Annotated in this window: 13 protein-coding genes; 5 read left to right on the forward strand and 8 right to left on the reverse strand. The window is 43.3% G+C overall.

What is annotated here, in order from left to right; genetic code table 11:
- The first annotated feature begins 19 nt into the window (after window positions 1-19).
- From BLS32_RS00245 to BLS32_RS00260, 5 genes are all read left to right on the forward strand, one after another.
- On the forward strand, window positions 20-199 hold the full coding sequence (locus tag BLS32_RS00245; protein ID WP_091391314.1) for a C1orf53 family protein: 180 nt from the start codon (window positions 20-22) through the stop codon (window positions 197-199).
- 128 nt (window positions 200-327) lie between these two features.
- Complete coding sequence (locus BLS32_RS00250) at window positions 328-2,322, forward strand: urocanate hydratase (RefSeq protein WP_091391315.1); 1,995 nt, start codon at window positions 328-330, stop codon at window positions 2,320-2,322.
- Between the two features lies 1 nt (window position 2,323).
- Complete coding sequence (locus BLS32_RS18375; protein WP_170227495.1) at window positions 2,324-2,494, forward strand: hypothetical protein; 171 nt, start codon at window positions 2,324-2,326, stop codon at window positions 2,492-2,494.
- Window positions 2,495-2,513: 19 nt separating this feature from the next.
- A complete protein-coding gene (locus BLS32_RS00255) occupies window positions 2,514-3,047 on the forward strand; it encodes a DUF4136 domain-containing protein (protein WP_091391316.1) in 534 nt (177 codons plus the stop codon).
- A gap of 133 nt (window positions 3,048-3,180) precedes the next feature.
- Complete coding sequence (locus BLS32_RS00260) at window positions 3,181-3,786, forward strand: hypothetical protein (RefSeq protein ID WP_091391317.1); 606 nt, start codon at window positions 3,181-3,183, stop codon at window positions 3,784-3,786.
- A 17-nt stretch (window positions 3,787-3,803) separates the two neighbouring features.
- Here the strand turns inward: BLS32_RS00260 and BLS32_RS00265 are convergent, their stop codons facing one another.
- From BLS32_RS00265 to pcaF, 8 genes are all read right to left on the reverse strand, one after another.
- Window positions 3,804-4,751 (reverse strand): FISUMP domain-containing protein, encoded by a 948-nt coding sequence (locus BLS32_RS00265; RefSeq protein WP_139171664.1) that lies wholly within the window; start codon window positions 4,749-4,751, stop codon window positions 3,804-3,806.
- A gap of 9 nt (window positions 4,752-4,760) precedes the next feature.
- On the reverse strand, window positions 4,761-6,824 hold the full coding sequence (locus BLS32_RS00270) for an alpha-ketoacid dehydrogenase subunit alpha/beta (RefSeq protein ID WP_091391319.1): 2,064 nt from the start codon (window positions 6,822-6,824) through the stop codon (window positions 4,761-4,763).
- A gap of 196 nt (window positions 6,825-7,020) precedes the next feature.
- Window positions 7,021-8,097, reverse strand: a complete 1,077-nt coding sequence (locus BLS32_RS00275; protein ID WP_091391320.1) for a branched-chain amino acid aminotransferase — start codon at window positions 8,095-8,097, stop codon at window positions 7,021-7,023.
- 20 nt (window positions 8,098-8,117) lie between these two features.
- Window positions 8,118-9,440 carry a dihydrolipoamide acetyltransferase family protein gene (locus BLS32_RS00280; RefSeq protein WP_091391321.1) on the reverse strand — a complete coding sequence of 441 codons (1,323 nt, stop codon included), beginning with the start codon at window positions 9,438-9,440 and terminating at the stop codon, window positions 8,118-8,120.
- Between the two features lie 126 nt (window positions 9,441-9,566).
- A complete protein-coding gene (locus tag BLS32_RS00285; protein ID WP_091391322.1) occupies window positions 9,567-10,163 on the reverse strand; it encodes an acyltransferase in 597 nt (198 codons plus the stop codon).
- A 92-nt stretch (window positions 10,164-10,255) separates the two neighbouring features.
- Entirely contained in the window at window positions 10,256-11,008 is a 753-nt protein-coding gene (locus tag BLS32_RS00290; RefSeq protein WP_091391323.1) for an enoyl-CoA hydratase/isomerase family protein, read from the reverse strand.
- A gap of 269 nt (window positions 11,009-11,277) precedes the next feature.
- Window positions 11,278-13,773 (reverse strand): phenylacetic acid degradation bifunctional protein PaaZ, encoded by a 2,496-nt coding sequence (gene paaZ, locus BLS32_RS00295; protein WP_091391324.1) that lies wholly within the window; start codon window positions 13,771-13,773, stop codon window positions 11,278-11,280.
- Between the two features lie 82 nt (window positions 13,774-13,855).
- Entirely contained in the window at window positions 13,856-15,058 is a 1,203-nt protein-coding gene (pcaF, locus tag BLS32_RS00300) for a 3-oxoadipyl-CoA thiolase (RefSeq protein ID WP_091391325.1), read from the reverse strand.
- Window positions 15,059-15,086 lie beyond the last annotated feature (28 nt).

Below are 15,086 nucleotides of genomic sequence, written 5' to 3' on the forward strand. Positions count from 1 at the left end.
GTTTATATTTTTGTAGCTTATGAACGAGCAAAATAACGAAAATAAACCCATTGAAGGCGAAGATTTTTATTATACGCCCGAAGGCTACAAATGCTTCACCGAAAAATTCCACCTCAAACGCGGCTATTGCTGTAAAAGTGGTTGCAGGCATTGCCCTTACGGCTTCGATAAAAAAACCGGAACAATCAAAAATGAATGATTTGGGCGTTCCGCGAAAAGCGGCCGCGCTCTCGCACTCGCTTTTTTTGCTCCGCTGCGCTGCTCAAAAAAGAGCTCAAACAATTGCTCGATCACTAACGCAAACAAACCGTATCATACTATCAAAATATGACATTTAAAGAACAAATCCAGCAAGGAATTCCGGAAATTTTACCGCAACCGAAACCTTACGAAATTGAAATCAACCATGCACCAAAGCGCAAAGAAATCCTTTCGCCCGACGAGAAAAAATTAGCGCTTCGCAATGCGCTTCGGTATTTCGACCCAAAAGACCATGTCGAACTCGCAAAAGAATTCTATGCCGAATTAAACACTTACGGCCGCATTTACATGTATCGGCTTCGCCCCGAATATGAAATGAAAGCCCGCCCGATTTCTGAATATCCAGGAAAATCAGAACAGGCAAAAGCGATCATGCTGATGATCCAAAACAACCTCGATTATGCCGTTGCGCAACATCCGCACGAACTGATTACTTATGGCGGCAACGGCGCCGTGTTCCAAAACTGGGCACAATATTTACTGACGATGAAATATCTGTCAGAAATGACCGAAGAGCAAACTTTAACCATTTATTCCGGCCATCCAATGGGTTTGTATCCATCGCATAAAGATGCGCCGCGTGTTGTCGTGACAAACGGCATGATGATTCCAAACTATTCCAAAACAGACGATTGGGAAAAATTTAATGCACTGGGCGTCACCCAGTACGGCCAAATGACCGCCGGAAGTTACATGTATATCGGGCCGCAAGGCATCGTACACGGCACTACGATTACGGTTTTAAACGCCGGACGAAAAATCGCAAAAAACAAAGAAAACCTCAACGGCAAATTATTCGTAACTTCAGGACTCGGCGGCATGAGCGGCGCACAACCCAAAGCCGGAAACATTGCAGGCTGCATTACCGTTTGCGCCGAAGTGAATCCGAAAGCTGTGCAAACGCGCCATTCGCAGGGCTGGGTTGACGAAGTCGTCACCGATCTGAATGTATTGGTCAAAAGAGTGACATTGGCAAAAGCCAACAAAGAAACGGTATCCATCGCTTACCAGGGAAATATCGTTGACGTTTGGGAAAAATTCGACGCCCAAAATATTTATGTCGACTTGGGTTCCGACCAGACTTCATTGCACAATCCTTGGGCTGGCGGTTATTATCCGGCTGACGTTGACTTTGAAGAAGCGAAAAATATGATGGCTGAAAACCCGGAATTATTTAAAGAAAAAGTGCAGGAAACCTTGAGAAAACATGCAGCAGCAGTCAACAAACATACGGCAAAAGGAACGTATTTCTTTGATTATGGAAATGCCTTTTTATTGGAAGCTTCGCGTGCCGGCGCAGATGTATTCGCGCCAAACGGCATCGATTTTAAATATCCGAGTTATGTTCAGGACATTTTAGGGCCGATGTGTTTTGATTATGGATTTGGGCCTTTCCGATGGGTTTGTACTTCGGGAAAACCTGAAGATCTGGCTAAAACCGATGCGATCGCCTGCGAAGTTTTGGAAGAAATGGCAAAATCGGCTCCGGCAGAAATCCAGCAGCAAATGCAGGACAACATTCAATGGATCAAAGGCGCGCAGCAAAACAAATTAGTAGTTGGCTCGCAAGCCAGGATTTTATATGCCGATGCCGAAGGAAGAATCAAAATCGCAGAAGCATTCAACCAGGCGATTGCAAAAAACGACATCGGATTTGTGGTTTTAGGCCGCGACCACCACGACGTTTCCGGAACCGATTCACCGTACCGCGAAACCTCAAATATCTATGACGGCTCGCGTTTTACTGCCGATATGGCGATCCAAAATGTCATTGGCGACAGCTTTCGCGGAGCAACCTGGGTCAGCATTCACAACGGCGGCGGCGTGGGTTGGGGCGAGGTCATAAACGGCGGATTTGGTATGGTTCTTGATGGCTCTGCCGACGCTTCAAGACGCCTGCAATCGATGCTTTTCTGGGATGTGAACAACGGAATTTCGAGGAGAAGTTGGGCCAGGAACGATGAAGCGATTTTCGCCATCAAACGCGCTATGGAAACACAGCCATTATTGAAAGTGACCATCCCAAATTTAGTCGACGACACCATTTTAGACAATCTGTAAAATGAAAAAAGCAAACAGCATCACTTTAATGATCATGGGCACCGGATTAATTCCTGTTGCCCTGTTCCTTGATAATGTGCTGTTGAAATCCATTCTTTTAGGTGCTTCCATTGTTTTGAATGTTATCGCAGTTGTCAAAAATTTCAAAGAGAAAAAGAATAACGAATTATAATGTTCAAATTAAATTAGCTATGAAAACCATCAGAATTTTACCTGTATTGCTGCTCTTCGTACTCGGCGCGTGTTCGTCGGTCAGGGTGGCTTCCGATTTCGATAAAAATGTCGATTTCACTCCGTTCAAAACGTATGCTTTTTACAAAAACGGCATAGACAAAGTCGAAATCTCCGACTTAGACAAAAAGAGAATCTTGCGTTCGATCGACGAAGCCATGACTGCAAAAGGATTTACAAAAAGCGAAACGCCGGATTTACTCATTAACATTTTCACTAAAGCACGTGAACAAGTCAATGTAAACCAGTTCAATGCCGGTTGGGGTTATGGCTGGGGTTACGGCTGGAATCCGTACATCTGGGGTGGAAATACAAACGTTTATACCACAACTGAAGGCACTTTGTACATCGATCTGATCGATGCCAAGAAAAAGGAAATGATCTGGCAAGGTGAAGGCCAGGGCGTATTGACCCAGAATTCAGGTGATAAAGATGCCAGAATTAAGGAATTTGTCACCAAGATTTTAGAACAGTATCCGCCACAAAAGAAATAATTATTGAAAAAGCCGCAACCCATTTGCGGCTTTTTTTGTATTTAAACGTTTTTATAAAACAGTATACAGACAAAAAGTACCTACAAACAGCAGGCTCAATATCTTTGTCATAAGTTTAAATCCTACTGAGCTTATGAAAAATCTATACTTATTTATTGCCGCAACGAATCTCTTCTTCCTAAATGCTTTTGCCCAGAAAGAATACCAGGGAATTGCTGTGAATGAAACTGTAAATGCCAATCGATCTGATGTTGCTTACTATTATGTTGAAGAGCGGATCAATATGTCATTCGGTGCACAAGTCACGACGTATACCGTTTCAGATTTGAGCCTGATAAGCACTATTGACTTAGGCCCGAACAACAGCAGGATTATCACCCCGAAATACGCAAAACAAAAATCCAGCCGAACAAGCGCTAAAGTGGCCATTGCAAGCCCTGCAGCTATTGATGAAATTGTTGAGAAAAGGCCAACATCTGTAAATATCGACCTGATCGCTACTTATGAAAGGGTTTTAGAAAAAGGATACAAATCTGAAAAGTTGCTCAAAAGCGTGGCAAACGAATATTTTTTTAACGGAAACCTGGCCGCAGCTGCCAAATGGTATAATGAATTGTTTGCAATGAATACCGATCTGGAAGCGATGTATTATTTTCGATATGCAAAGTCATTGGCATCAGTCAACCAACTCGAAAAATCAGCTGAGATGATGAAGCTATTTGAAAAGAAAAATTTGTAGTCAACAATTCCTCTTTTTTAGTTCTTTATGCATCTTATAGACGCTCCGGTTGTTTTCCCAAGTACAACATTTCCCAAACCATCCGAAAAACTTGTAAGAACAAATGCTTCATCATTTACATGGTTTTTCCACCAGCCACCTTCGGTTCCAAAATAAAAAAGAAGGTTACTAGATCCCCTGAAACCTCCCGGAAGTCCAGTAAATCCGGTTTCATTGGTAGCGCCAGTATTCGGACCGTTCCATCCGGTTACGCTTTTAAGCTTGCCGCCATTATATCCAACATGATTTATCAATGCCAGCCATTCTTCCCTGGTAGGCAAATGCCAGTCGCACGGACATACATTTCGGGCATCGGTTGCTGCATACCAATTGTATAATTTTCCGTAAACTGCATTGTTTTCAGACCGGTTGTCATAATATCTCCATGCGCCGCTTGTCAATGAAAACCAATTATTTCCGGTAACATTCGGAATTTCATCTCCATTACAATATCGAGTTGTTTTCAAATTTTCCTTCATCCAAAGTTGAGAACCGATCTGAATGGTTTCATACACGTTCCCATCAATGTCAGTAACTGGCGGTGTCACCAAATGGGTTTTGAATGCAATCTGATTTCCATAACTGACCCCTGCTTTATTTTCTGCGAATGCCCGAACATAATAATTCGTGTTTGGAACCAACCCGGTGATGGTCTCAGAAAAACTGCCGCCACCATTTTCGCCGTCTGATTTTGCATTTGATCCAACCGTCGGTTCTGTTGCTGTACTCCAGCAAACGCCACGATTTGTAACAGGAGCAGTGCTTTCTTCAGAAACATTTGCATTTACTACAGCGCCGTCACTTTTAACATCAAACACATTAGACGTAACCACCACAGCAAGTTTAACCGTTGCCGTTGGCAGGTTTTCTTCGGAAGCGCAACTTACCATCAACATAAAACTCAACAACAAATATATTTTTTTCAAAATCGAAATTTAATAATTCAACAATTCTTCCATTTTCATTTTTACTTTTCCCATCGACGGAATCATCGTTTGTTCCAGTGTCGCATTCAACGGAATCGCCGGCATATTTTCAGATCCGATGACCATCACCGGCGCATCAAGATATTTAAAGCATTTTTCCTGGATCATTCCTGCTAAACTTCTTGCGAAAGAATTGTTCGTTGGCTCTTCGGTCACGACCAGGCATTTTTTATTTTTTCTTACCGATCTTAAAATCGTTTCTTCATCCAATGGAAATAAAGTCCTTAAATCAATGATCTCAACTTTTGATTGCATATCTGCCGACGCATTCAAAGCCCAGTGCACACCCATTCCGTAAGTAATCACCGAAATGGTTTCTTCATTTTCCTGTTCCCAGATTTCCTGCACCACATTGGCTTTGCCAAACGGCAACACATAATCTTCACTAGGTTCATTCACTCTTGCAGCTTCTGTTCCTTTGACTTTCGACCAATACAAACCTTTATGTTCTAAAAATACCACTGGATTCGGATCGTAATAAGCCGCTTTCAACAAACCTTTTAAATCGGCGCCATTGCTTGGATATGCAATTTTGATCCCGCGAATGTTCGTCAGTATACTTTCCACAGACGAAGAATGATACGGCCCGCCGCTGCCATAAGCGCCAATCGGAACGCGCAAAATCATGCTCACCGGCCATTTTCCATTCGACAAATAACACGAACGGCTCACTTCTGTAAACAGCTGGTTCAGGCCCGGCCAAATGTAATCGGCAAACTGCACCTCAACAATCGGCTTTAAGCCAACAGCCGACATGCCAACTGTCGATCCTACGATAAATGCTTCCTGAATGGGCGTATTAAAAACACGGTCGTCGCCGAATTTCTGTGCCAATGTTGCTGCTTCACGAAATACACCTCCCAAACGTCCGCCAACATCTTGTCCGTATAACAATGCTTCCGGATGTTTTTTCATCAGTTCTTCAACGGCAAACAACGCGCAATCTACCATCACAACTTTATCTTCGCGCTCAGGATTTCGTTCGCCTTTTTCTTCCGTAATCGGCGTTGGAGCAAAATCATGCGTAAATAAATCTTCGGGCTTTGGATCTTCCGCCTGAATCGCTTTATCATAATCTTCCTGCACTTTCGAAACCGCAGCACCATTTATTTTTTCTATTTCAGCAGATGTAAATCCGGCATCTAAAAGCTGTTGTTTCAAAACCGGATACGGGTCACGCGAACGTGCTTCATCCAAGTCATCGCGGTACCATTCCATTCGAACTCCTGAAGTATGATGGTTCAGCAACGGCACTTTCGCATGCACTAAAAACGGCCGTCTTTCAGTCCGGATTGTTTTTAAAACTTTTTGGATCGTCAAATAACTTTCCGTAAAATCAGCACCATCAATCGAAATCGCTTCAATGCCGTGAAAACCTTTGGCATACTCAAACGCATTTTGCGCGCGCGTTTCTTTGGCATTCGCCGAAATATCCCAGCCATTGTCCTGAACCAAATACAAGATCGGCAATTGCTTTAAAGCCGCCATCTGAAAAGCTTCAGCTACTTCGCCTTCAGTTACCGATGCGTCGCCAAGCGAACAAACCACAACCGGCAAATCGCTCAAATCATCCTGGATCCCAACATTTTCCTTATACCAAAATCCCATCGCCGCGCCCGTTGCCGGAATCGCCTGCATGCCAGTCGCTGAACTTTGATGCGGAATTTTAGGCTTATCCGCATCGCGCAAACTCGGATGGCAATAATACGTTCGTCCGCCAGAAAACGGATCGTCTTTTTTCGCCATCAATTGCAGCATCAAATCATACGGCTGCATCCCAATTCCCAGCAGCATCGCATCGTCACGATAATACGGAAATGCATAATCCTGCGGCAACAACTGCATCGCCACGGCAATTTGTATCGCTTCATGCCCGCGTGAAGTCGCATGCACATATTTCGACACAACTTTAAAGTTTTCCTCATACAATTCGGCCATCGCTTTTGCGGTCGCCATCGTTGAGAATGCTTTTTCTAAAATGATTTTACTCAATGTGTTTTGTAACAATTCCATGTTTTGTTTTTTGAACCATTAAGGAATTAAGAAAAATTAAGTTTAGCTTCATGTAACTTAATGTCTTAATGGTTTATTTTTTTGGCAGACATTTCCGGCTTTCGCCTTTATCTTTGCTCATACTTCGCAAAGGATACCGGCTCAATCCGGGCTGCGGCTTACTCTAATAATTAGCATTTCAGCTAAAACAGCTGAATTAAGCTTCTACGTCTGAATTCAATTCTACCGGAACGATCCAGCTAAATTTATCTTCGAGTTGCTGTGTTTTGATCTTATTCAAAGTGTCCTGAACATCTTTCGAAACCGGATTTTCCTTTGGCAATTTAATTGTAAAATCCATATTCCCGATTTCTTCGACCATCGCAATTCCGACCGCAGTTCCCACGCCAAAAGATTCTTCAAGCATTCCATTCGTAGAAGCTTCTTTGACTTCGGTAATCGTAATCGGACGTTCTTCGACTTCAAAACCTTTATCGCGCAACAAATCGATTACGCTCATTCTTGTAATTCCGGCTAAAACCGATCCGTTCAGGTTTGGCGTCACAAACTTTCCTGCGATCTTAAAAAAAATATTCATCGTGCCCACTTCCTGAATGTATTCAAAATTCTGCGCGTCTAACCACAGCACCTGATCGTAGCCTTTTGCTTTTGCAAATTCCGTCGGGCGGATCGCAGCCGCATAATTTCCGGCAGCTTTCGCTTCTCCTGTTCCGCCATTTACAGCACGAACATATTTGGTTTCTGCATACAATTTAATCGGACGGCTAAAAAACGGGCCGGCCGGCGATGCCATAATAATAAACTTGTATTTTGTTGCGGCACGCATTCCGATAAACGCTTCATCGGCATACATAAACGGACGCAAATACAACGCGCTGCCTTCGTTTTTCGGAATCCAGTTGTGCTCGATTGCAACGAGTTTTTTCAAACCTTCCACAAACAAATCTTCAGGAAATTCAGGCATTCCCATTCGATCTGCGCTAAAATTCAGGCGTTTGGCATTTTCTTCGGGACGGAACAACAACGGCGTATCGTCTTTCCCTAAAGTCGCTTTCAGGCCTTCAAAAATCGCCTGTCCATAATGCAACGCCATCGCTGCCGGATGCGTCGGTATCAAACCCATTGGTTCAATTCTCGGATTGTTCCATTGGCCGTTATCGTAATCGCAAATGAACATGTGATCGGTAAATGCAATGCCCATAGGGATCGAATTGATATCGTATTCCCTTGCTCTTGAAGTCGCTGCTTTGGTTTCTTTAATGGTGTAAGACATAACTTTTATATTTGGTGCAATTAAATTGCGGTATTAATATCAAATTGTTCTAAATAATCGCCCACTTTTCGAAGGAACGATCCGCCGAGAAAGCCGTCAACAACGCGATGGTCAAATGACAATGACAAATACATCATGCTGCGAATCGCGATTTCGTCACCTGTTGAAGTGGTGATGACTTCAGCGCGTTTTTTAATGATCCCGAGTGCTAAAATCGCTACTTCAGGCTGGTTGATAATTGGCGTTCCCATTAAACTTCCAAACGTCCCGACATTTGAAATCGTAAACGTACTGCCCTGGACTTCGTCTGGTTTTAATTTGTTATTGCGTGAACTTTCTGCCAGATGGTTTACGGCTGCGGCCAATTCGACCAAACTTTTTTGATCGGCATTTTTCACGACAGGAACGATTAAATTCCCGCTTGGAAGCGCCGTCGCCATTCCGATATTGATGTCCTTGTGAACGATGATGTTTTTTTCATCCACAGACACATTGATCATCGGAAAATCGACAATTGCCTTTGCAACGGCATCGACGAAAATCGGGGTGAATGTGAGTTTTTCATTGTGCTTTTCGGCAAAAGCGTCTTTATTTTTATTCCGCCAATCGACCAGATTCGTTACATCGACTTCAATAAACGAAGTCACGTGCGGCGAAGTCTGTTTCGAATACACCATATGATCGGCGATCATTTTGCGCATGCGGTCCATTTCAACGATGCGGTCTTTGCCTTCGGAAAATTGAATTACCGGCTTTGGATAAGTCGATTTTGGCAGTTCCGGATTGTTTTGGGAAACACTTTTGATTGGATATTTTCGATTTTTTAAATAATCAAAAACATCGCTTTTCTGGATTCGGCCTTCAGCGCCTGAACCGGGAATGGATTGCACTTCTTCGAGTGATAAATTTTCCTTTTGTGCAATGCTAATGATTAGCGGAGAAAGGAATGCATCGGGATTTGATTTTAATTGTTGTTTGTTTTCAGGTTGATGCGACTTTACTTCAACATTCAAAATCAGATCGTTATTCAGACTTTCCCCTTTTTGAGTCTTCTGATTTACATGTTGCGTTTTCCCGATTGTGATTTTCTTTCCGGATGAACTCTCATCAGTTTCAATCATCGCCAGAACTTCGCCAACTTTCACCACATCATTTTTTCCAAAACGAATTTCAGTAATGACGCCAGAAACCGGTGATGGCACTTCACTATCAACTTTATCGGTCGCCACTTCTAAAATCGTTTCTTCGGCATCGACCACATCACCGACATTTTTAAGCCAGTTGATGATCGTTGCTTCGGAAATGCTTTCGCCCATTTTGGGCATTTTAAATTCTACTTTCATGTCGAATGTCGAACGTCTAATGTCAAACGATTTATCGTTAGTTAAGACTTTTGTTGTATTAATATTTTATTGGTTGAAGTCAGTTTGTCGGCATCGTCATTCGACGTTCGACGTTTGATATTCGACCTATTTTTTCCTAAATTCCTCCAATGTTTTATAAAACGCTTCCTGCGTAGGCCGGTTTTCCGGGATTTCACGCAATGGTTCGACTGCTTTTAAAGTTTCATACAATTCTCTTGGCAGTTTTTGATACAATGCGGTTCCTTTGGTTTTCCATTCGATCATGTCATCGCTAATGTCTTTGATGACTACGGCTGGATTTCCAACGACCATTTTGCGGTTTGGGATTTGCATTCCTGCTTTAACGAAAGACAAAGCGCCCACGATACATTCGTCGCCAACCACAGCGTCGTCCATAATCACGGCATTCATCCCGATTAAAGAATTTGCACCGATGTTTGCGCCGTGGATAATCGCTCCGTGACCGATGTGCGCTCCGGCTTTCAACGTAATGTCTTTGCCGGGAAACATATGGATCGTACAATTTTCCTGAACGTTACAACCGTCTTCTATTACAATGCCACCCCAATCGCCCCGAATTGCTGCGCCTGGGCCAACATAAACATCCTTTCCGATGATCACATTTCCGGTCACGGCAGCCTGCGGATGAATGAAGCTGCTTTCGTGAATGACTGGAATAAATCCTTTGAATTCGTATACCATAATTGTTGAATGTCAAATGTCAAACGATTTTGCCGAATCCGAACATTACCTATGGGTTTTCGTTCGTAATTCGTCGTTGATCATTCGTCATTTTATTTAAATTTCTCTAACGTCTTTTTCGTAAAATCCGATAATACCAAACGGCCGCTGATGGCTGCGCGTTCGGCTAATAAACTGTCCCAGTCGTTTGTGCCTTTCCAGAAAATTTTTTTCATTTCGAGCATGGCTTCCGGATTATAAGTACACAAATGCAAAGCAAATGCTTCGACAGCAGCATCCATTTCTTCAATGCTTTCATAGACATTGGCAAACAAGCCTTTGCTTCTCGCCCATTCCGCGTCATAGAAATTATTGGCATCGATCGCGATTTGCGACATGGCTGAAACGCCGATTTTTCTTTCGATTGCCGGTGAAACTACGAATGGTCCGATACCAACATTCAGTTCGCTTAATTTGATTGCTGCAAATTTTGTTGCCATGCAATAATCGGTGGCTGCTGCAATCCCAACGCCGCCGCCAACTGTTTTTCCCTGGATTCTTCCGATGATGAATTTTGGGCATTTTCGCATCGCGTTGATCACATTGGCAAAGCCTGAGAAAAATACCTTTCCGGTTTCTGCATCGTTGATGTTGATGAGTTCCTTGAAACTGGCGCCTGCGCAGAATGTTCGGTCGCAACCACTTTTTAGTATGATGACTTTGACTTCCGGCGAATTTCCGGCTTCGGTGATCGTTTGTGCCAATAATGAGAGAATATTTCCGGGCAGAGAATTTTGCTCTGGGTGAAAAAACTCGATTGTGGCGATGTTGTTTTGTGTATTCTGTTTTACGTATGCGTCGTTCATATCTTTAATTTTATTTTAAAAAGCACCTGACAGCCATTGGAAAAAACCAAAAGTCTGCCAAACTTTCTCCTCTTAATATCAAATTCGTTCAAATGTATGCGTCTGTAACCATTTTTATATTTTTTTTACCATTAAGAAATGAAGGTTCATTAAGGCATCATTGATTCTTTCCTATTGATTCTATCGCCTAGCCCTGATTGCGGCGGTATCCTCGTAGCGCAGCGGAGAGATAAAGCCAAAAGCAGGAAAAAGCTCCTGAAAATCGTTATTTATAAAATTCCAAACTGGTTGAAATGATGATTTAAATGTTTCGTATGCAGCAAATCCCATTCGAATTTGTCCATCATGCCGAAAACGACATTTTTAGTACGCACTTCTGGATTTTCCTTAAAAAATTGCTCGTATTGATGGAATGCTTCTTTTAATTTTTGCTTCGCAGATTCCAAATCCGGATGAGCCAAATCTTCCAGTCCGTCTTGTTTCATCAGCGGATGTTTGTGATTGATTGGCATCGCGCGGTGGTTGAAAATCGTTTCGCGCCATTTTTCGAAGTTTTCTTCGGGCGTGGCAATTTCAAAATCCTGGAATTCTCCTGAAGAATAACGCAATGTTTTTTCGAAGTGCTCAAGCATGTGCTGCGGCGTCATGGTTCCCCAATTGGCTTTGTGATTAACTGTTAATTTTGTCAGATAATCATCAATATTGCTGTTGCTGATTTGGACAAATGGTGATTTTTTCTGAACCATCGTTAAAATTGTGGCAACGGCTGCAAGTTCGTCATTGTTGTCAAAAACCTCAACAAACCATTTTACGATTCCACTTGGCAATTCTTCACCCCGACTGTCGCGTTCTACTTTTTGTTTGCAGGTCAAACGCACATAGATCGTATCGTTGTGGTAAATCGGCTTTAAAAAACGGCATTCTTCGAGTCCGTAATTTGCGGCAACCGGGCCTTTATTCGGATACACGAACAATCCCGCGGCAGCGGCTAAGATGAAATAACCGTGTGCCGTTCTTTTTTCGAAAATGCTGCCTTTAAGCGATGTAATATCCGTATGCGCGTAAAAATGATCCCACGTTAAATTCGCAAAATTGATGATATCAGTATCGGTAACGGTGCGTTTGTGCGTTTTTAATGACATGCCCGGTTCGATATCGCCCCAATGGTATTTAAACGGATGTTCAGGCGCTTCTTTGTATTTTGAATTGGCTTGGTAAATTCCGGTGATTTCAGTCAAAGTTGTTGGCGAACCCTGGATCGCGCAACGCTGCATGTAATGACGAATGCCGCGGATGCCGCCCATTTCCTCTCCACCGCCTGCTCTACCTGGGCCGCCGTGAACGAGTTGTGGCAATGGCGAGCCGTGGCCGGTGCTTTGTTTGGCATTTTCACGGTTTAAAACCAATATTCTGCCGTGGTGCGAGGCTGCGTTTACAACATAATCTTTGGCGATTTTATCAGAATTTGTCACGATGGAAGAAACGAGTGAGCCTTTTCCCAATTTGGCCAATTCAACTGCTTCATCTAAATTTTTATAAGGCATAATCGTAGCAACCGGCCCGAAAGCTTCGGTTTCGTGGACAATCGTATTTTTGAATGGCTGGTCTTCGCGCAGCAACATCGGGCTTATGAAAGCGCCTTTAGTGGCATCGGCACCGACCGTTGTAATTTTATCGTAATCGCCGTAAACGATGGCTGCGGTTTTTGCGATTTCGCGCGTGCGCATTTTGACTTCTTCGACTTGATCACTCGAAACAAGCGAACCCATACGCACTTCTTTTAATCTCGGATCGCCTATCGTGACTTTGCCTAAGGCTTTTCCGAGTGCGATTTGAACATCTTCAATTAAATTTTCGGGAACGATGATGCGGCGGATCGCGGTACATTTTTGTCCACATTTCACGGTCATTTCAGAACGTACGGCATTGACGAATAAATCAAATTCGGGTGTTCCGGGAACGGCGTCTTCGCCCAGAACAGAACAATTTAAAGAATCGGCTTCCATATTGAACGGTACCGACTCAGAGATGATTCTCGAATGTGATTTGAGCATTCTTCCTGTTGATGCCGAACCTGTAAAAGTCACAACATCCTGGGATTCTACAAAATCCAGAATTTTATTGGCAGAACCACAAATCAATTGCAGTGCGCCTTCGGGCAAAATTCCGGAAGTAATAATTTCCTTTACAACAGCTTCAGTTAAGTACGAAGTTGATGTTGCTGGTTTAACGATTGCGGGCATTCCGGCCATCCAGTTGACTGCACATTTTTCAAGCATTCCCCAAATCGGGAAATTAAACGCGTTGATATGAACGGCAACTCCGGGTTTTGGAACTAAAATATGGTGCGCCATAAATCGGCCGCCGCGTGACAAATCGATCGGATCGCCTTCGACGTCGTAAGGTTGGTTTGGAAACAATTTCCGCAGCGATGCATTGGCAAACAAATTCCCGAATCCGCCTTCGATATCGATCCATGAATCGACTCTTGTCGCGCCACTTCTGTAACTTAGTTCGTAAAACTGTTCTTTGCGTTTTGTTAAATACAAAGCCAGTTTTTTGATCATATTGCCACGTTCCTGAAAGGTCATTTTGCGAAGTTTTTCGCCGCCTTTGGTTCTTCCGTAATGCAGGATTTCTTCGAAGTTTAAGCCTTCGGTAGAAACATTTGCAATGATGTCGCCGGTGACAGAATCGAATAAGGGCGTGCCTTCTCCGGTTCCTTCTGTCCAGTGTCCGTTGATGTAATTTCCTAGTTTGCTCATAATTTGAACATTTATATTTTTGTTTAAACCATTGAGAACATTAAGTTCATTAAGCCTTATTGGTTATCATTCTGTTTTTGCTTTATGCACGTTCAATAATCATCGCGTAGCCTTGACCGACACCGATACACATTGTTACTAATGCATAGCGTTTTCCTGTCAGTTGCAATTCCAATGCTGCGGAATAGGCGATTCTTGCTCCGGTTACGCCAAGCGGATGTCCTATGGCAATCGCGCCGCCATTCGGATTGATTCGCGGATCGTCGTCTTTTAAACCGAGTGTACGAATCACTGCAATGCTTTGTGCGGCAAACGCTTCGTTGAGTTCGATGATGTCGATTTGGTCTAATGTCAATCCGGCTTTCGCCAATGCTTTTCTGGTCGCTTCAACCGGGCCAATTCCCATGACTCGAGGCTCGACGCCAACCACTGCCGAACTTACGATTCTTGCCAGCGGTTTTAAATTGTATTTTTTGATTGCTATTTCCGATGCGATAATGGTTGCAGCTGCGCCATCATTCAATCCCGAAGAATTTCCTGCAGTTACGCTTCCGCCGTTTTTAAAAGCGCCTCGCAATTTGCTCAAACCTTCCATTGACGTATTTGGTTTTACGAATTCGTCTTTTGAAAAAACGATCGGATCGCCTTTTCTTTGTGGAATTTCAACTGCAACAATTTCCTTTTCCAGACGCCCGGATTGTTGTGCTTTTGCAGCTTTCAACTGGCTGTTCATTGCAAACTGATCTTGATCTTCGCGGGAAATATCATATTGTTCAACCAGGTTTTCTGCGGTTTCGCCCATCGCATCCACACCGTACATTTCCTTCATTTTCGGATTAACAAAACGCCATCCGAAACTTGAATCATACATTTTAGAATCGGTTCCGTAAGCAGCAGAAGGTTTTGAAACGACTAATGGCCCGCGTGTCATATTTTCAATTCCGCCTGCGATAAACACATCGCCATCACCGGCTTTGATCGCTCTGTTGGCATGAATAATTGCCGACAATCCCGAGCTGCACAAACGATTGACTGTTTCTCCTGGCACCGTTTGTGGCAAACCTGCCAATAACAGCGACATTCTCGCCACATTGCGGTTGTCTTCCCCAGCCTGATTCGCGCAGCCCATAATGACATCGTCATAAGCGTCGGCTGGAATTTCAGGATGTTTATCCGAGATGGTTTTAATGACCAATGCACCCAGATCGTCCGGACGAACACTTGCCAAACTTCCCTGGTAATTTCCTATTGGCGTTCGAACGCCATCTATAATGTATGCTTCCATCTTTTTTGTTAATGGATAATGGACAATT

The organism is Flavobacterium noncentrifugens (assembly GCF_900100375.1).
Lineage (GTDB): Bacteria > Bacteroidota > Bacteroidia > Flavobacteriales > Flavobacteriaceae > Flavobacterium > Flavobacterium noncentrifugens.